The organism is Nostoc sp. MG11 (assembly GCF_014904695.1).
In the GTDB taxonomy this organism is placed as follows: domain Bacteria; phylum Cyanobacteriota; class Cyanobacteriia; order Cyanobacteriales; family Nostocaceae; genus Komarekiella.
The window spans coordinates 56,892-75,812 of sequence record NZ_JACXXN010000013.1; the positions used below are offsets into that span (position 1 = coordinate 56,892).

The window sequence follows — 18,921 nt, forward strand, 5'->3', positions numbered from 1 at the left end:
TATGCAAGCTTTACCTCAGCTTACCGGGCTACAAAGCTTAGAGTCAATTATTGACTATTCACCGCTGATGGTTGTGCCAGAAACGCCATTAGCGGATGCGATCGCACTGATGGCAGCACAGGGCAAAAATGTCTTGGTGGGATCAACTTCGCAGATATTGGGGTGCTTTACAGAGCGGCATCTGGTGCAGCTTTTGGCTTCCGGGACTGACTTGAGAACAGCCAAGATTTCTGAAGTCATGCATACTTCAGTCATGATGCTAAAGATGTCAGAATTTCCGGATCTGGCATCAGCATTGTTGCTGATGCGCCAGCAGCAGTTGATACTGCCAGTTGTAGATGACCAAGGTCAAATTTTCGGGACTATTACTCCTGAAAGTATTTGTCAAGTGCTGGCACAAGAAACACAGAAAACTAAAGGCGACTCCGAGGAAACCCAAGAACAACTGCGTTTGCTGGCTTTTGAGGTATTGCAAGAGAGTGCCACCCGACTAATATTGGCTTTGGAGGCGACTCAAACAATTTATTGGGAACGCAATTTGAATAATGACCGGATGTTGTTCTTGAGTATGGTTGGTGAAACTGGAGAAACTCAAGAGATATCTTACAGCGAAGTCCTGGCGTTAGTACATGCGGATGATCAAGAAAAGTTTGCTCATGCTCACAAATCAGCGATCGCAAATCTTAGCTCTTTTGAAGTAGAGCATCGAATGCTTGTAAAGGGGCGATCAGAGTACAAATGGTTACTCACACGCGGCATGGTATTAACAGATCCTACGGGCATCGCTCGCATGATTGGAGTTTCTGTAGATATTACTTACCGCGTGCAGGCAGAAGCAGCACTGCATGAGAGCGAAAGACGATTTCGCGCTATCTTCAACGGCACATTCCAGTTTACCGGATTGCTAACACCAGAAGGTATTGTTCTAGAAGCCAACCAAGCGTTACTCGATTTTGGGGGATTACAGCCAGAAGATGTAGTTGGGCGTTCATACTGGGAGACGCGATGGTGGACGATTTCCTACGAAACGCAGAATCAACTCAAAGTAGCAATAGCACTTGCGGCTAGAGGGGAGTTTGTCCGTTACGAAGTTGATGTACTCGGTGTAAATCAAACAGTGCGAACCATAGATTTTTCTTTGAAGCCGTTGATAGATGAAACTGGAAAAGTCGCGCTGCTGATTGCTGAAGCACGAGACATCACTGAACTCAAACAGGCACAAGCAGCTTTGCAACAGGTGAATCAAAAGCTAGAAATGCGAGTGGCTGAGCGAACTATTGTTTTAAAACAAACAAATCGGCAGCTATTATCTGAGATTGTCGAGCGCCAAATCGTAGAGGAGCAACTGCGGCAATCTCAGCAAATGTTACAACTAATTATGGATACTATTCCTCAGTGTATTTTCTGGAAAGATAAAAATTCTGTTTACCTAGGTTGTAATCGCAACTTTGCGATCGCTGGTGGTTTGAACAGCCCAGAAGAGATCGTAGGAAAGACAGACTATGATTTGCCTTGGAAGAAAGAAGAAGCAGACTTTTATCGTGAGTGTGACATTAGGGTGATGCAGAGCAATACACCCGAATATCACATAATTGAACCTTTACTGAGAGCAGACGGCAAACAGACTTGGCTGGACACTAATAAAGTTCCACTTCATAATCTCGAAGGCGATGTAGTAGGTATCTTAGGCACTTTTGAAGATATCACCGATCGCCAGCAAGCAGAAACGGCATTGCGGGAAACTCAACAACAGCTACAAGCGATTTTAGATAATTCTTCAGCTGTGATGTACGTAGTAGATGCTCAGGATAGATTTCTGCTGATCAACCGCCAGTATGAACAGCTATTCAATATTACTCAAGACCAAATAGTAGGCAAAAGCATCTACGACATTTTTCCGTATGAAATTACTGATGGTTTTGCGGTTAATAATCATCAGGTAATTGTCGGTGGCATCCCCATAGAAGCTGAAGAAGTTGTTCCCCTCAAGGACGGTTTACATACTTACTTGTCTGTGAAGTTTCCTTTAAAAGATGCTAATGGTATCTCTTATGCCGTCGGTGGCATCTCTACAGATATTACATACCGTAAATTAGTCGAAGAATCGCTATTATGTTTTTGCAAAGCGATAGAAAGCACAAGTGATGCCATTGGCATGGCTGACATTACAGGCGAAGGTATTTACGTCAATGCCGCATTTATCAAACTGTTTGAGTATACCTTGGAAGAATTGCAAGCTGCCGGGGGAGTAGAAGTTATTTTCAAGCAGCAAACAGAGTGTAAAAAACTACTTGCTAAAATTCAAAGGGGTGAGTCGTGGCGTGGTGAGGTGATGATGCAAAGCCGCTGTGGTCGAAGCGTGCAAATTTATCTTTGTGCTGATGCGATTAAAGATCATAGTGGCAAAATAGTAGGAACTGTCAATATTTATACTGATATCACTCAGCGCAAGCAGGCAGAGGAAGGTTTACGATTGCGCGATCGCGCGATCGCTGCTAGCAGCAATGGCATTATTATTGCCGATGTCACCATGCCAGCCGGGCCAATTATCTATGTCAATCCAGCCTTTGAGCGGATGAGTGGCTACTCGGCAGCAGAAGTGATTGGACAAAACTTTCTTTATCTCCAAGGTACTGATATTAATCAACCAGGGTTACAAGAACTCAATGCTGCCATGCGAGAAGGAAAAGACTTTACGGTAATTTTACGCAATTATCGTAAAGACGGCAGTCTGTTTTGGAATGAGTTAAATATTTCTCCCGTCTATGACACCGATGGCTATCTCACCCATTACATCGGCATTCAAAACGATATTACTGAGCGTAAGCAGGCAGAAACAGCACTACTTGTCAGTCAACAACGGTTACAATATTTACTTTCCTCCAGCCCAGCTGTGATTTATACCTGTAGGAGTTATGGAGATTTTGGCGGTACTTTCGTTAGCGAAAATGTCACCACGATGATGGGCTATGAAGCACGGGAAATGGTAGATACTCCTGGCTTTTGGGCTAGTCATCTCCACCCGGAAGATGCAACCCAAGCGTTTGCCAAACTCTCAAACGTATTGGAGCATGGGCAGTATACCTTGGAATACCGCTTTTTGCACCAAGATGGCACTTATCGTTGGGTACACGACCAAGGTAAGGTAGTGCGGGATCAAGCTGGCAAACCTGTGGAAATGGTCGGTTACTGGGGAAACATCACAGCTCGCAAGCAACTAGAACAAGAACTGAGAGTTGCACTAGAAAAAGAAAAAGAACTCAGCGAACTTAAATCCCGCTTTGTCTCTATGACTTCCCACGAATTCCGCACGCCGTTGAGTACTATCCTTTCTTCTTGCGAGTTGCTCGAACACTACCGCCAAAAATGGACACAAGAGAAACAACTCACTCATCTGCATCGGATTCAAAGCGCTGTCAAGCGGATGACTGAAATGTTAAATGATGTGTTGGTTATTGGTAAGGCGGAAGCAGGGAAATTAGAGTTCAGACCAGCATCTTTAGATTTAGTAGAATACTGTCGTCAATTGGTGGAAGAAGTACAGCTAAATCAGAGTAATCAGCACATCATTTTTTTTACTAGTCAATATGAATCTATCCCATGCTGCATGGATGAAAAATTGTTGGGACATATTCTGAGTAATTTACTCTCGAATGCGATCAAATATTCCCCAATTGGTAGCACTGTCAAGTTTACTCTCACCTGTGAGGATATGCGAGCTGTATTTGCAATTCAAGATCAGGGAATTGGCATTCCAGAAGAAGACCTACCGCGACTTTTTGAGTCCTTTCATCGTGCCAGAAATGTCGGCAATATCCTAGGAACTGGATTAGGACTGGCGATTGTAAAAAAGTGTGTAGATATACACCAAGGTAAAATCACTGTCACAAGTAAGCTGGGATTTACTACAACGTTTATTGTCACTCTGCCATTAAAAAACCAAAGCCCAACTGAGGTAAGTTATGCCTAAGATTTTAATAATTGAAGATGAAGAAGCTGTGCGTGAGAGTATTTTTGATTTACTAGAAGCTGAGGATTTTGAAATTATTGCTGCTGCTAATGGAAGAATTGGTTTACACATGGCTATTGCTGAAATACCTGATATTATTTTGTGCGATATGATGATGCCAGAAATAGATGGTTATGGCGTGTTAACAGCATTACGCCAAGACCCCTTAACTGCAACAATTCCCTTCATTTTCTTAACTGCAAAATCTGCTAAAAGTGACTTTCGCCAAGGAATGGATATGGGTGCAGATGACTATATAACTAAGCCATTTACTCGTGGTGAATTATTAAGTGCAATCATGAATAGGTTAGAAAAACATGCTACTTTAAAAAAGTATTTGTCTCCTCCAAATATTATTAATAATTTGTCTCCAAAGATGCAGCTATTAGAAATTAGCTTGCATCGAGCTATCAAACAACATAATTTTCAAGAGTTTGAAGTTTATTATCAACCAATAGTCGATATTGCTTCTGGTAAGATCGTAGCTGCTGAAAGTTTGTTACGTTGGCACAGTCCTGAATTAGGAATAGTTACACCAGGAGAATTTATTCCGTTAGCAGAATCCACAGGTTTAATAGTTCCCATTGGTAAATGGGTTTTGAAAAGAGTATGTGAACAAATTAAAAGCTGGCGTGATGCCGGAATTAATTTTTTGAGTATTACTGTAAATTTATCAGTAATTGAATTTAATCAACCAGACTTTATTCAACAAATAATTTATTTTATAAATAGTAATGATTTGGAACCTCATTATATAGAATTAGAATTAACTGAAAGTATGATTATGCAAGATATTAATAGTGCGATCGCTACTATGAATAAGTTGCAATCATTAGGAGTTAAAATTGCAATTGACGATTTTGGTACTGGCTATTCTTCTTTAATTTATTTAAAAAATCTACCAATTAATACATTAAAAATTGATCGCTATTTTATTCATAACGTTGCCAGTGATCCCCAAAAATCAGCAATTACAAAGGCACTGATTCAAATGGCTGATAATCTTAATCTACATGTAGTAGCTGAAGGTGTAGAGACAGAAGCCGAACTTGCTTTTTTGCGCCAACATAACTGTAGTGCTATGCAAGGTTTTTTGTTTAGTCGTCCATTGCCAGCAGCAGAATTTGAAAATTTTTTGTTAACTAGCAAATTTTTATCAGTATAAATAAAAGTTAATTTGAATATTTTTATGCTCATGTATTATACAGAAGTAAAGGGTAATTTAAATAATAAATAGTATTAATTTAGCTATTAGCAGTTATTCATATTTTTAACAGTAATCAAAAATAAAAATACAACTAATTTATTCTTTATTATTTTAGGCAGATGAACAAAATACTAGTAATTGAAGATGATATAAACGTACGTCAAAATATTTTAGATTTGTTAGATGCGGAAGATTTTAAGGTAATTGGCGCAGAAAACGGTCTTCTCGGTTTGCAGTTAGCCCAAGAGGAAATTCCCGATCTGATTCTTTGCGACGTGATGATGCCGGAATTAGATGGTCATGGAGTACTAAAGGCACTACGACAAAATCCGCTAACTGCGATGATTCCATTGATTTTTCTGACTGCAAAATCTGACAATACTGACTTTCGCCAAGGCATGGAATTAGGTGCAGATGATTACATTATCAAGCCATTTAGGAGGGCAGAACTACTAGCAGCTATTACCTGTAGATTAGAAAAACAAATAGCAATTAATCAGCAATCTCAAAAGAAACTGGATGATTTACGTAACAGTATCACTTTGTCCCTTCCTCATGAAATGCGAACACCTCTGAATGGTATTTTAGGTTTTTCGCAACTGCTAATGGAAGAAAGTGATAGTCTCAACTCAGAAGCAATTCGCGAAATGGCAGAAGGTATTTATAAGTCAGGTGAACGTTTATTTAAATTAATCCAAAACTTTTTGCTATATGCAGAGATTGAAATTATGGCAACCGAGCCACAGCAAATCAAATTACTGCAAAGTCAGCAAACATTCTTTCCGACATCGGCATTAACTAACTTAATAATTGAAAAAGCTAAAAAGGTAGGACGGGAAGCAGATTTGCAAGTAGATTTACATGGATGTCATATAAAAATATCTCCCACAAAGATTTATAAAATAATTGAAGAATTAATTGATAATGCCTTGAAGTTTTCCCCACAAGGAACACCGATTTTAGTTACTAGTAAATCTGTTAACAATACTTTTAATCTATGCTTTACTGATAGCGGTAGGGGCATGACAGTAGAGCAGATTGTTGAATTGGGAGCTTATCAGCAATTTGAGCGCAAACTTTACGAACAAGAAGGTTCAGGTTTGGGGTTAATTATCGCCAAACGTTTGGTTGAATTGCACGGTGGTACACTCAAAATTCAAAGTCAGCCAAAAGAAAAAACAATTGTGCAAGTAATGCTTCCATGTATTACACAAGAAGAGTCTATTTGTGAAGACAACTCTTATCGGAGTAAATTATCTATTGGTAATGAGACAAGGGCAAGCAATGATTTGAGTAAAAAGTAGTTAAAGCTATAAAAATCGGACTTTAGACTGGTGATATTTATCGAGTTTCAGGTTTAAATTAAGAATATTGTGTATTATTTTTGCTGCCATGAAAGTTTCTGCGCGTTTGTTGCTGCTAGTTTTGTTACTGACTACAGCAGCAGCCTGTAACCAGACTCGCGCCTCCTTGGATAATGCCACGCAAGTATCTGCACCTTCGCCGCAGTTGGCACAGAATCCTACACAGCCGCAAAATAGTATCCGTACTGAACGACTTTCACCTACACCTATCCGAATTAACCTGAAGAATTTACCAGCACCTTTCGCTACGGAAAGTGTTTCCAAGAGACCTGAGGTTGTACCAATTCCTCAAAACCCCGTGCTGCGCGTACCATTAGGATTTACAGTTAATGTGTTTGCTGAAGGTCTAGATGCCCCTCGCTGGCTGGCTTTAACCCCCAGTGGTGATGTGCTGGTGACGGAAACCGGGCAAAACCGCATTCGTCTGTTGCGTGATACTAACAGCGACGGCGTAGCCGATGTTCGAGAGACGTTTGCTAGCAGGACGAATGGACTCAATAGACCCTTTGGTATGGCTTTTGCAGGTAATTCCTTCTTTTTGGGGAACACTGATGCTGTACTAAGTTTTCCTTATTCTCAAGGTCAAAACAAAATTACAGGTAAGGGTAAAAAAATCGCTGACTTACCTGCTGAGGGTTACAACAATCATTGGACGCGCAATGTTGTTGTCTCGCCAGATAGTAATAAGTTATATGTTTCAATTGGTTCAGGAACCAATGTGGATGAGGAACCCTTACCAAGGGCATCGGTACAAGTAATGAATTTGGATGGTTCCCAGCAGCAGACTCTTGCTTTTGGCTTGCGTAACCCTGTTGGTTTAGATTTTCACCCTGTAACAAAGGAACTTTACACCACTGTCAACGAACGGGATGGTATTGGTGATGATTTAGTACCAGACTACTTAACACGCATCCAGCAAGGGGAATTCTACGGCTGGCCTTATGCTTATCTTACGCCAAGCAACCTCGATCCGCGTCAGAAGACGAATAACAAAAGTAAGCGCCCCGACTTAGTAGCCCGTACTCAAACACCGGATGTGCTTTTTCAGGCGCACTCAGCGGCATTAGGTTTGCAGTTTTATGACCGTCAAACATTTCCAAAAAAGTATCGTAACGGTGCTTTTACTGCTTTTCGTGGTTCTTGGAACCGCGATCGCGGCACTGGTTATAAAATTGTCTTTGTTCCCTTCGATAGTAAAGGACGCCCACAAGGTTACTACGAAGACTTTCTTACAGGATTTTTGCTAAATCCTTCTACGCCAACTACTTGGGGAAGACCTGTGGGGTTACTCGTATTACCTGATGGCAGTTTACTAGTAACAGAGGAAGCCAATAATCGTATTTATCGGATTCAGTATACGGGGGGTTAGGGACTGGGGAAGAGTTTTTCCAGTATCTAATATTCAAGATCTAGTATGCGATCGCTAAGTAAACCTCGTTGACAGCAATTCTTTGTGTGGCTTAACTATAGCTTTATCTGGTTGACGTTAAATTACTGGAGAATAATAGTAATAGTCATCTGGTTGAGAAATTAGTTATGACTCAGAATGAGGATAATATTAAGTCAAATATCAACGAACCTTCCTCACATTCAGGTACACGATACTGGGGTAACGTGGAGGTGATAGAGGAGGGAGAAAGCTATAGAATTAGTCGTGTTGAAATCAAGCCTAGGCACGGCATTAAACCGCAAATCCATTATCACCGTAATGAACATTGGGTAGTAGTTTCTGGTGTAGCGAAGGTGACTTGTGGAGAAGAGGAAGTATTACTAAATCGAAATGAGTCAACTTTTGTTCCAGCAGCGACGCTGCATAAGGTAGAAAATCCTGGGCATATTCCACTAATTATTTTGGAAATTCAAAATGGTGAATATTTAGGTGAGGACGATACAGAACGACCTTATGACCTCAATTTAGTCAAGCCTGCAACTGAAGCTCAGTAAGGGTTGAGGTAACAACGGAGTCAGCAAACAGAATAAAGAAAACTATTGATCTGTTGATCTGTAAAATCTGAATTCTAAAAATTCAAAAGTTAAAACCACCCTTCTTGTTCTAGGGTTTCAATTAGCTGTAAACCACGGGGATCACCTACTCCTAGTAGTGAGGCTTTGGCGTCTTCGCGCACTCCTAAATCTTGGTCTTCAGCAAAGGCTTGAATTAGTGCATCGATCGCTGTGGCATAAACTACGTTAGAAGGCAGTTCCCGGCACAATTGTCCGATCGCCCAAGCGCAGTTACTCCTTACTGCTGCTACGGGGTCTTTAACTAAGGCTCCAATTAGTGGCGGTATGGCTCCTAAAACTGCCTCGTAACCTACGTCTGCCATCTGTGCCAGGGCGCTAGCAGCCCACAAACGAACTGCGGAGATGTCGGTTTTTAAGGCGTCTGCTAGGGGTGCTAATGAACGGCGATCGCGACAGTTTCCTAAAGCCCAAACTACACCTTTACGTACATAGCCATTCCAATCCTGGTGCAATTGGGCAATTAATGGCCCTACTGCATCTGGGCTGGGATTGCGTCCGAGTCCATAAGCGGCACTTACTCGAACTAAAGGACAAGTATCAGTTAACAGACGAATTAGATGAGGAGTAGCACGGGGATATTCAATATCACAAAAAGCACGAGCTGCTAGCATCCTTTGCTGGGGCTGGGGATTTTCTAGGAGGGCTAGCATCAGTTCGGGATCTGGCTTTGCTTCCTCTGACTCAGCAGTTAGCGGCTCTATTTTATCTAGGGGGCTTTCTAGCTCCACCTCGGCATCGAGTAGGCTTAGGTCGTCTTCGTCGTACATAATTTCAATCCCTAGTGGGGATTAACTCACAACCCTCCATGCCAACAGATAAAACCCTGATAGATGTTAGTTACATCATTGTACATTTTCTCATCAATCGCGTTGATTTTTATGTTCACGAGAACTTGTATAACTAAGACGCTACAGAATGTTATCGTTATGCACTAGTTTATTTCTCAGCACTCAGGAATTTTATCATCCAGAGGGATTGGGTTTGATAACCCAACTGATTGTAAAGATTTAATGCAGGGGTGTTTGATTGAAACACTTGCAGTCCGATTTGGCGGTCGCCTCTTTGAGCAGCCCAATTTTCTACATATCGCATCAAAGCTGTGCCAATACCTCGCCGTCGGTATTCTGGCACAACGTAGAGGATGAAGATGTGAGCATGGCGATCACCCCGCACTTGGTCTATGGCATTGCCTACCCAGAGGCAAGCGATGGGAGGAGTGGGGGCGGAGGAGAAATTTCGATTTTTCTGCTCCCCTGCTCCCTTGTCCTCCTCTTCTTCGACCCACCATAAGGGTGTGTCGCTAGAAAAGTATTGCTTGACTGTTTGCTCTAGGTGAGCAAAATCCTGGTTGGAGAACATATCCTGGTAAGTCCGCTGCATGAATTTGACTAGCAGCGACCGATCTAAAGTTGAGCCTCGGCGAATATGATACCCCGGTAGTAGTTGCTCAGACACTTTTGACGTTCATTAACTTAGCTAGCTGAGTTATGTAATGCTGGTAGGGCAGGAGTGGGTTGAGCACTCACGCCTATCTCTTCAATTGGTGCTGGTGCTGCCATGTCGGAGGGTAAAAATATGCGGGCGCTGACTGCCACTAGGGCAAAGAAAAATACTAATACTGCAAGCAGTGGGGCGATGTACTGACGAAAAATAGCCATATTTTGGATTGCAAAAAGCTAGGACTTCTCTGAGAACCTAGCTAAATATTTGTGAAGTTTCCTTGATTTATTTTAGCGATTTTCCGGGGCTAAAAAATAACAGATTATCGGCGATCGCGCTCTAAGTCATCGAGCACTCTTTCACAATACCAATTCTCTGGCATACCAGGATAATTCTCTTTTGCCTGCTCAATTAACCTTTCGGCAGCGGCAGTATCACCAGATAATCTGGCGATCAGCCTGTTTTTGAGATAGCTATCAGATGCACTCTCTTCTACTTGGTTTGGTATTTCTCCTCTAAATGATGGGGTTGGCGTCTGTCTCCTCAACTGCCAAAATAAAACGTAATAAAGTGTACCAAAAATTAAAATCAGGCTGAGTGTTCCAAAAAAAGTTAGGAGGTTAAATCCCAAAAATCCTAAAACTAACTGCGAGAGAACATAGCCAAGTAACAAACCAGTCAGTAAAAGGATAAGTGTGCCGACAGAAATAACTACTTGATTCCCCATATATCCTCTTCTTCCTCAAGTCCTGGTCTAGATACTGCCACTGGCTGAGGATTCCAAGGGGCAAACACTGGTAATAAGAGTAGTCCTGGTATAGCGGCGGCGATGGTAATTAAGAAAAATACAGGCCATCCCGTGCTTTGGGCGATCGCGCCACCAGGAGATGCTAAGATATCGCGGCTAACGGCCATCAAGCTAGAAAGCAAAGCATACTGAGTTGCAGAAAACCGCTGGTTACAAAGACTCATCAAAAAGGCAACAAAGGCTGCTGTCCCCAATCCACCACAGAACTGTTCTATGTTGATAGCAAGTACCATAGCTTGGTAGTTTTTACCGATATACGCTAGAAAAAAGTACGCTAAATTACTGACAGCTTGTAGAACACCAAACACCCAAAGTGAGCGATTGATACCAATTGTGCTCAAAATTGAACCACCCGCTAAAGCACCGACAATAGTAGCAATTAATCCCATACCTACTTGAATTGCTCCAATGTCGGTTTTGGTAAAACCAGTTTGCAGCAAAAAAGGCGTGGTCATATTGCTCAGTAAGGCGTCACCCAGCTTGTATAGAGTAATGAACACAAGAATTAAAATAGCTTGAATGATACCCTGACGCTGGAAAAATTCTCTAAAGGGTAAGACAACAGCATCGGCTAAGGAAGCTGGAGGACTAATTGCTTCTGGTTCTGGTGCTAATAAGGTGGCAAAAATACCGATTACCATCGTCCCTGCCATGATCAAGTAAACTGATGACCAAGGCAGGTTATCGGCAAGTATCAAGGCTAAAGCACCTGCCACTAATAGGGCAATTCGATAACCTAAGATAAAAACTGCTGCACCAGCCCCCATTTCTAATTTTTCTAAAACGTCAGTACGGTAGGCATCACTCGCTATATCTTGAGTCGCACTAATAAAGGCAATAACTATGGCGTTGATAGCTAAAAGCTGTAATGCTTGTTTGGGTTGTTGAAAACCCATGACGGCGATCGCTACTATCAAAGCAATCTGTGTCAAAATTAACCAACCCCGCCGCCGTCCCAAAACTGGCAGGGTAAATCTATCCAGTAACGGCGACCAAAGAAACTTCAAAGAATAAGGCAACCCAACGAGGCTAAACCATCCAATAGCTGCCAAATCTACCTTTTCTATGGTCATCCAAGCCTTTAAAGTATTACCGATTAACAATAACGGTAAACCGGATGCAAAACCTAGTAATAATAAAGCCGCCATCTTGCGGCTACCAAAAACTTGTAGCAGCGATTTAGTTTCCCTCATAGTTTCAATTTTTTGCCTTTTTTGAGGAAATCTCAGTCATGGTAATTGGAGTTTGGATAAAATACAACGAGTAAATGAGAAAGCGTATCATGTAACTAATACCTATAAAAGGTTTGAATTATCAGGGTAGCAGTAGTTTCGGACTAATCCCTTTTAAGGACTGAGATATCTTGCCATAGCTGCTATGCAATTATATGTAAACATGCCAACTTACCAAGATTTACTTGGCTGAAATAGAAATTCAGGATTCCGTTACAGCGTCAACAGTTTCTTAACTTTCCTAAAACCATCTCTTAACTTTCCTGAATCGGATAAACTTGATGACCTCTGATTTCTATCCCGTGTGCAGCAAGGCATTTTTCCCAACCTTCACGTGTACCGATATCGCTTTTTTGCTTGAGTAGTCCTAGTTGCTGTTCTTGTTGGGTAAGTTGAGCAAATTCTTCGTAAAGCGGGTAGTTGCTGGTAACAAAGTTTTCTTTACGGTGCAAAATCGGCGGATTTGCTCTATTTTGATAGTCTCGGTGAGTAACAAATAGGGTTTTTAAGTCAATAGTTATACTCGCTTTTAAGGCTGGATGGGGGTCAGTGTCGAATTCGGGGTAAAACAGATAGGATATTTGCGGTTTATCAGTGTAATATTTTACCAGTGTTGCACCATCTCCCCGCCCAATGGTACGGCTGGCGCAGCCTTCGTAAATTCGCAGCAAGGGATCGAGTGCTGCTAATGCCCAAACATGGACGTAAAGGGCGCCGCGTGTGTGTTTACCAATTTTGCTTTTTTCGCAAGCAGTTTGAATAACTCTTGGTTTACCTAAACTGAAAAGCTTTTGGTCGGCTACAGCGCAGGCTTCCTCATAGCTACCAAAAAAGGCTTTGATATCGTGACGCATTTCTGGCGCTAGCTTTTGCCATGCAGGGCGTTGATCAAAGTGGGTGAGAGCGAGGTAAACTTGGATGTCTAGAGAACGACGGTAGGCGATCGCATCCCATTCTGCTTCGTCGGTAGCTTGCAAAACTATAGCAAAGGCACGACGGAAGTTACCAAACTCGCTCAACAATTCCTGTTCATTGTCTAATTCGCCTTTGACAGGTAGTCGACCGCGCTTGGTAAAAAAAGCCATTAGTGGTTCAAGCTGTTCTTGATAGTCTTCAAACCGCTTGCTGGAGATGCGGATTCGCGGCGTAGAGGTTCTAGAAAAGAATCGGATAGCTTTGTAACTCTCTTTTTCGGCTTCATCTCGAAAGACAAAGTAAACGCCTAACGCCACTGGTACTGCATCTACATTTAGTGCTTCATCAATATAAGTTTTGAGTTCTTCTTGTTCGTAATATTTTTGAAAAGTATTGCGGCGAGTTACGATCCCATCGTTGTAAGCTAATTGAGCCTTGCTGGGAGCGTTAATCAGTATTTGAGCAGCGACAATTAAAACTCTTTGGGTAAGTTCCCAAGCTTGGATTAAACTTTGACGGCGTTCGTCTGGATCTTCAATAACGTTGAGGACGTAACCCAAGTTAACTACATCGGCACGGGTGATGGGTGTATTAGGGTAGTAGTAAGGATCCCAGCCTGCGCTGGTGTAGGCTAAGTTTCCTACTCGCTCGACATCGCCACCATAGCCGCAGCCGTAGTCAAAAAAAGTGGTATCTTTATGCAAGATTGCCCACTCTATTGCCAATCGTACAGGGCGAGATATGTCATTGCGAGCGATCGCGGCTCTGTGACGCTCGATTTCTAGCGCTTCAGGCATAAGACTAATTCGTAATTAAGAAAGTCGGGTATATGCTGTTTTTGTAGCCAATACCTAATATCCTTTCAATTTTTAATGGCTAGTTCAATTAAATCTTCAATTTTCTTGATATTTGGATCGCCTGCTAAGTAACCAATACCACGATGCAAATGTAAGCGGAATTGGGTGGCGAGGGTTTCTTTGTCCGTGGGGTAGCCGTCATTGTGACAGCGTTGCTTGAGGGCGAGGAGGAGAATATCAGACATTTCGCCGCCAAAGACGCGCCAAGTCATTTCGACGTTGCTATCTTGGGGAATGGTTACGGGGGAGGGTGTGGTTGGTTCTGCTAGGGAACGACAAAATGCCCAACGGCATAAGATATTCCATTGGTCGATTTTGGTACTGCGTTTAAGTTTGGTAAGTTGGTCTTTGGCTGTTTGGGAAAGTTTTATTCTTTCGATTGGCGATTCCATAATCTTCCTAAAAATTAAGGTAGTTTTTACTCATAAACCCAAACAGTAGCGAACCGCAGTTTCAACTTCAAGCATCTTAGAGTCAGAAATCTTGCCAGATGGATCAGCAGGAAAGCGATTTGGATCTAAGGAACGAATTTGAAAATATAAAAACACCGTTTCTATAAGCAATCTACTATCACTTGGAAAGACTCGTATATTAGTTGGATAATCGTGCTTAATATTTGTTCCTTTCGTCTCGATAACCACAGTCACAACCAAAGGTAATTCCTTGACAGCGTTTATGAATAATACTAAAACTGGTCTTTTTCCTGCCTGCTCTCGACCCAATACTGGATTAAGATTGACAAAATAAATTTGTCCTCTCTCGATGCTCACAAGTTTTCTAAACCATCCATTTCTGTAACGCAAAAATCATTATTGATAGAGGTAATTTCTTTCTGTATATCTAAATAGCTAGCCATTGCAAATAGTTGTTCATTTATATATTTAACATCAGTGAATTTATTTGATATTTGCTTTCTTTCTTGCACCTGTTTTGCAATACATTCTAATAGCCATTCTAATTCTTCTAATGACAAAACACGTAGGTCATGCTCTATTTTTATTAAATGTGGTGAGTTCATAATTGATCTCCTTTCCAAAGGTCGTTAGATATATTGTAAAGATATAGGCTTCAAAAAATTGCGTAGACGCATAGCGGCTTGTCGTTAGACATCGCCCAATTTTTTAAAAATATGTACTACCAAAAATATCCTGGTTTAATGGTTGTTTGGCGAGTAGTAGAATCGTATTTGAGGAGATATTCACGCGCGATCGCTTCATTTTCTCGCAATGTTTCAACTTCTTTTTTACCGATTTCGGTGTCGGTGGAAAGTAAGATTACTTGGTGGCTAGCGGATGGAAAGTAGCGTTCAACTAAGTTATTGCGATGGGAGGAGTCTAGTCTACCGAGAGGCGTATCGATTGCTACTGGTAGGCGGTGGCCGGAGACTTTTGCTAGTCCCCATAAGAAGGCGATCGCGAGTAGTTGTTTTTCGCCGGCGGAGAGGCGATGTTTCGGGACTGGTTTACCATTGAAATCGTAAAGCGAAAGGCTGAAAGTATTGGTATCAATAGCGATGCGATGTACTAAGTCTGATTTGTGGAGGAGATAAAGGAAACAATTTTTAACTTCTTCCTCTAATTTATTGAGCTTTCTCAAGGTTAGTTTTTCACGAAAAATCCTGAGTGTATTTTGAACCTTAGCCGCAGAGGTAATAATATGTTCGTTATTTTTATGTTTGATATTTTCTACAGTATATTCACTTAATTCTTTTTTGGATTTGGCAATAATAGTTTCTAATTCAGCTAAACGTCGGCGGATTGTTTCGTAATTTGCTTTAGCTTCAACAACTTGATTTTGTGCTGCTTCTAGTGCCTGACGCAGCTTTGCATAATCTTCTGGTTCTGCGGCTGTCTGTATTTGTCTTTCCAGACTATGAATTTCTTCTTCTTTATTTTTGAGAATAGTCAATTTTTCTTTTGTAGAAAGTTGAGAATTTTGCAAGTGATAGATGAGATTATCTAGCTGACTTAAAGTTTCGTCATCAGCTAATAACCAAGGTACTTTCATTTGGAAAGTTTTTGCATATAAGGTATTTATATCTTGAATTAGAAAAGATTGAATTTTTTCTAGTTCTGTCGGGGTGATATCTACTTGAGTAAGCCAAGTGAGTAAACGCTGATCTCGCTCACTTAACACATCTTTTGAAATTTGGATTTGTTGATAACGAAATTCTTTTTCTCCCTGCGTTTGCACCTGAGTAAGTAAATTGGAAATTAATGCTAAAGGTAAAACATCAGCCGCTAACTCAGACATCGATTGACGCACTTGTTCAACCTCCGCAGATTTTTCTTCCTTTTTTAGTTCTAATTGATTTCGTTCTGCCGCAATTTTACCCCCATCATAAATAAATTTATCAAAAGCTTCGCGCTGCTGAATTTCTAATTTTTCTAGCTGATTTTTCAGAGTTTTTAATGCTTCTGTTGTTGTTTGATAATCTTCTTGCTGCTGAGTTAACTTGGTTTCAATTTCCTCTATGTTTGCTAAATCTTTACTAGTACCAATTTCTTTAAGTTTACGGTTAACTAAAATATCCAAGTCAACTGCTAAACGATCTGCTAACTCTAGACCTAAAAGTCCGCGAATGGCTTCAACTACAACTGGTGGTGGTGTTTCCTGTTCAGCTAGTTCTTTGACCTGTTCACCATCAAATAGAAATAAATTAGAAATTCCTAACGGCAAAAGATTTTCTATGTATTCATCCCAGATATTAACTAAAGCATCAGGCCATGTATCACTATCACCTAAAATACCTAATGTATCCTTACCGTCTTTAGGATTTTTTGTCCAACTACGCACAATACGGTACTTTATTGGCTTATCATTTTCGATATGTTCAAAAAGTAGTTCAATCCGGGTGTCTGCAATTGGATCTATCTTGCTGTTAACACATTGGTTAAGAAAATCGCTATAACTTAAATTACCACGAGTAGAACATTGGGCGCGTTGTCCATAAAGGGCGAGACGAATAGCATCCATTAGGGTAGTTTTTCCACCGCCATTCATACCACCTAATAGGATAATTGGATGCGAGTTTTCTTCATCAATTTTTGGGTTAAGATTGATTACCTGTTTACCACTGTAGGGGCCAAAGTTTTGTAATACGAGTTCTAGAAATATCATTGATTTTTAAGATTATTAATCCAGCGGCGGCTGAAGAGTTTATCAGCCTGTATTTAGAAAACTCTACAGAGGATCGCGATGTCTAGATCCCCGACTTCTTAAAGAAGTTGGGGATCTAACTTTTTACTATGGCGTTGTTTCCTTATTTTTAAATTTCATACTCGCCCAAGTTACCTGTTCATCATTTTCACTTTCATCTTCATCCACTTCATCCGTTGCTGCAACATCGCCCAAAGTCATCTGCTTGACTTTTGCAACATCACCTTGACTAACTGCCTCACTTAATTCGCGTTTCAAACGAGCATTTTTAATAGCGTCTTCTGGAGAACGGGAACTCGTATTAAAACATTTTTCTAGGGTTTCGTATATTCCCACGCGACGAGTTTTTTTGCGATACTGGCGTTCTGTGTCTAGCAATTTTGCCATGAGTTCCAAGTGCATCGCGTCACCTTCACAGATTTCTTCTAAAACTATCCATTCATCACGACCTAGTAGGCTATAGTCAGCACCAGGACGGGGGTCTTGAAATTCTTCACCTGTCACTTCTTGATAAATGCGGGGTAAACTATCATCAAATTCATGTTTGTCTTCAAGCCAGATACGGCGAATTTCACTTAATTCTTCTAGAGTAATTAAAGTGATATCGCGCATATTTTCTGGTGCTGTACGACGGATTTGTGTCTGCGCTTCTAATAATCGTCTTAACCAATGTTCTCGCCAATATTTGGTATAAGGGCCATGAATTGGTTCAACTGAAATTTCACCTTCTACATTGCGCTCAAAAAGTTGAACTTCGCCCCAGATGCGGCGGAAGTCTCTTTTATTGCGGTCATCTCTATTATCTAATTCATTGCGGATATCTAATAGAGGCTGCATCCATTCTTTCTCTTCATCATTTTGAATCATTGCCTCCATTGATTTATCCTTACTAACAATTGTGCAAACCCAACACCCAAATCGAGAATCACCACAGCTAGCAGTAGAAGTATCAACAACTAGTGGACATTCATTATCTGCTGTAGCACCTCTATACATGGTGAATAAATCTTTATTGCTATAGCCCCAAGGGTTTTGCTGCTGATTTAGGTAAATCCAAACTTCATCAGTACGCCAATCTTCTATGGGGCTGTAAATTAATGAATTAGGCAAGCTTGGACTATGGTAAAGCAGAGATGTAGGTAAACTTGAATCAGAAACGAGGCGATCTTTTAGGCTCCCTACTTGATGTTTTTCCATTGAGATAGCACGTTTGATACTTTCAGCCTTACGCGTACCTAAAATAAGAATAACTTCCCCATTTACTCTAACCACATCACGTATAAAACGGTTAGAAGGATGAATTTTCAGACGGTCTGTACACCAACGAAATTTTCCTCGCGGCGTTGGATAACCTTTACCAATCAAGCTTACCCAGAATGTCTCTTTGATTTCTGGTTGTAATAAGTGGGGTTCAATGGGCATGTTCTGTTCTTTAGCAGCAGTCCTCATGCTTTCTAAGGATTTGCGTACCCAAACAGAGACTACAGGGTTTTCTACCAATGTGTCAGTTGTAATAATATGAATAGTCTTTTTTCGCTTTTCAATAGGTAGTGCTGCGATCGCATTCCAGATAAGCTGTAAAGTAGCAGTACTATCTTTGCCGCCCGAATAGCCTACTACCCAAGGTATTTGATCCAAACTGTACAATTCTTGAATCTCGGTGGTGAGAGCTTGGATATATTCCACTAAATCTGTTACAGTACGTGTCTGCTGAACTTTATTTTCTGGTTTTTGTGCTGTAGTCATTTCTCCTTCTCTCTGAAAACATGGGTGTAACTTTATCTCTTCCATCTCAGTACATGGAATTCGAGGCTACACAGGGACAACGCACGTACTCATGTCCTAACAAAGTTTTTAAAAACCTTACTACTAATACCTAATTTTTTGGACAATTAAACTACATAA

The 18,921-nt window shown here is 41.0% G+C and carries 16 protein-coding genes; 5 read left to right on the forward strand and 11 right to left on the reverse strand.

The features are described 5' to 3' along the window. Window position 1: 1 nt before the first annotated feature. The 5 genes from HCR01_RS19015 to HCR01_RS19035 all read left to right on the forward strand — a co-directional run bounded on the left by HCR01_RS19015 (window position 2) and on the right by HCR01_RS19035 (window position 8,524). On the forward strand, window positions 2–3,970 hold the full coding sequence (locus tag HCR01_RS19015; protein ID WP_193197676.1) for a PAS domain S-box protein: 3,969 nt from the start codon (window positions 2–4) through the stop codon (window positions 3,968–3,970). Next, window positions 3,963–5,174 (forward strand): EAL domain-containing response regulator, encoded by a 1,212-nt coding sequence (locus HCR01_RS19020; protein WP_193197677.1) that lies wholly within the window; start codon window positions 3,963–3,965, stop codon window positions 5,172–5,174. Before HCR01_RS19015 ends, HCR01_RS19020 begins: the two co-directional genes overlap by 8 nt. Before the next feature lie 161 nt (window positions 5,175–5,335). Next, a complete protein-coding gene (locus tag HCR01_RS19025; protein ID WP_193197678.1) occupies window positions 5,336–6,520 on the forward strand; it encodes a hybrid sensor histidine kinase/response regulator in 1,185 nt (394 codons plus the stop codon). Window positions 6,521–6,608: 88 nt separating this feature from the next. Further along, window positions 6,609–7,949: a PQQ-dependent sugar dehydrogenase gene (locus tag HCR01_RS19030; protein WP_193197679.1), complete on the forward strand. Its 1,341-nt coding sequence runs from the start codon at window positions 6,609–6,611 to the stop codon at window positions 7,947–7,949. A gap of 167 nt (window positions 7,950–8,116) precedes the next feature. Beyond that, window positions 8,117–8,524, forward strand: coding sequence for a phosphomannose isomerase type II C-terminal cupin domain (locus tag HCR01_RS19035; RefSeq protein ID WP_191758656.1), 408 nt, complete (start codon window positions 8,117–8,119; stop codon window positions 8,522–8,524). 89 nt (window positions 8,525–8,613) lie between these two features. Here HCR01_RS19035 and HCR01_RS19040 read toward each other — a convergent pair whose 3' ends face one another. The 11 genes from HCR01_RS19040 to dndC all read right to left on the reverse strand — a co-directional run bounded on the left by HCR01_RS19040 (window position 8,614) and on the right by dndC (window position 18,762). Continuing rightward, window positions 8,614–9,372: a HEAT repeat domain-containing protein gene (locus tag HCR01_RS19040; RefSeq protein ID WP_193197680.1), complete on the reverse strand. Its 759-nt coding sequence runs from the start codon at window positions 9,370–9,372 to the stop codon at window positions 8,614–8,616. Window positions 9,373–9,541: 169 nt separating this feature from the next. Further along, window positions 9,542–10,060 carry a GNAT family N-acetyltransferase gene (locus HCR01_RS19045; RefSeq protein WP_193197681.1) on the reverse strand — a complete coding sequence of 173 codons (519 nt, stop codon included), beginning with the start codon at window positions 10,058–10,060 and terminating at the stop codon, window positions 9,542–9,544. Window positions 10,061–10,077: 17 nt separating this feature from the next. Next, a complete protein-coding gene (locus tag HCR01_RS19050; RefSeq protein ID WP_193197682.1) occupies window positions 10,078–10,263 on the reverse strand; it encodes a hypothetical protein in 186 nt (61 codons plus the stop codon). A gap of 104 nt (window positions 10,264–10,367) precedes the next feature. Next, complete coding sequence (locus tag HCR01_RS19055) at window positions 10,368–10,772, reverse strand: ABC transporter permease (protein WP_162396442.1); 405 nt, start codon at window positions 10,770–10,772, stop codon at window positions 10,368–10,370. Next, window positions 10,757–12,046 (reverse strand): AmpG family muropeptide MFS transporter, encoded by a 1,290-nt coding sequence (locus HCR01_RS19060; protein ID WP_193197683.1) that lies wholly within the window; start codon window positions 12,044–12,046, stop codon window positions 10,757–10,759. The genes HCR01_RS19055 and HCR01_RS19060 overlap by 16 nt, the downstream gene beginning before the upstream one ends. 293 nt (window positions 12,047–12,339) lie before the next feature. Continuing rightward, entirely contained in the window at window positions 12,340–13,797 is a 1,458-nt protein-coding gene (locus tag HCR01_RS19065) for a DNA phosphorothioation-associated putative methyltransferase (RefSeq protein WP_193197684.1), read from the reverse strand. 65 nt (window positions 13,798–13,862) lie between these two features. Further along, window positions 13,863–14,249: a DNA sulfur modification protein DndE gene (dndE, locus tag HCR01_RS19070; RefSeq protein ID WP_193197685.1), complete on the reverse strand. Its 387-nt coding sequence runs from the start codon at window positions 14,247–14,249 to the stop codon at window positions 13,863–13,865. A gap of 30 nt (window positions 14,250–14,279) precedes the next feature. Then, window positions 14,280–14,627: a type II toxin-antitoxin system PemK/MazF family toxin gene (locus HCR01_RS19075; RefSeq protein WP_193197686.1), complete on the reverse strand. Its 348-nt coding sequence runs from the start codon at window positions 14,625–14,627 to the stop codon at window positions 14,280–14,282. Then, the gene (locus HCR01_RS19080) at window positions 14,624–14,875 is read right to left on the reverse strand and encodes a hypothetical protein (RefSeq protein WP_193197687.1); all 252 of its coding nucleotides are present in this window, start codon (window positions 14,873–14,875) and stop codon (window positions 14,624–14,626) included. Before HCR01_RS19080 ends, HCR01_RS19075 begins: the two co-directional genes overlap by 4 nt. 116 nt (window positions 14,876–14,991) lie before the next feature. Further along, window positions 14,992–16,977 carry a DNA sulfur modification protein DndD gene (gene dndD, locus HCR01_RS19085; protein WP_193197688.1) on the reverse strand — a complete coding sequence of 662 codons (1,986 nt, stop codon included), beginning with the start codon at window positions 16,975–16,977 and terminating at the stop codon, window positions 14,992–14,994. Between the two features lie 126 nt (window positions 16,978–17,103). Next, window positions 17,104–18,762 (reverse strand): DNA phosphorothioation system sulfurtransferase DndC, encoded by a 1,659-nt coding sequence (gene dndC, locus HCR01_RS19090; RefSeq protein WP_193197689.1) that lies wholly within the window; start codon window positions 18,760–18,762, stop codon window positions 17,104–17,106. Window positions 18,763–18,921: the final 159 nt, after the last annotated feature.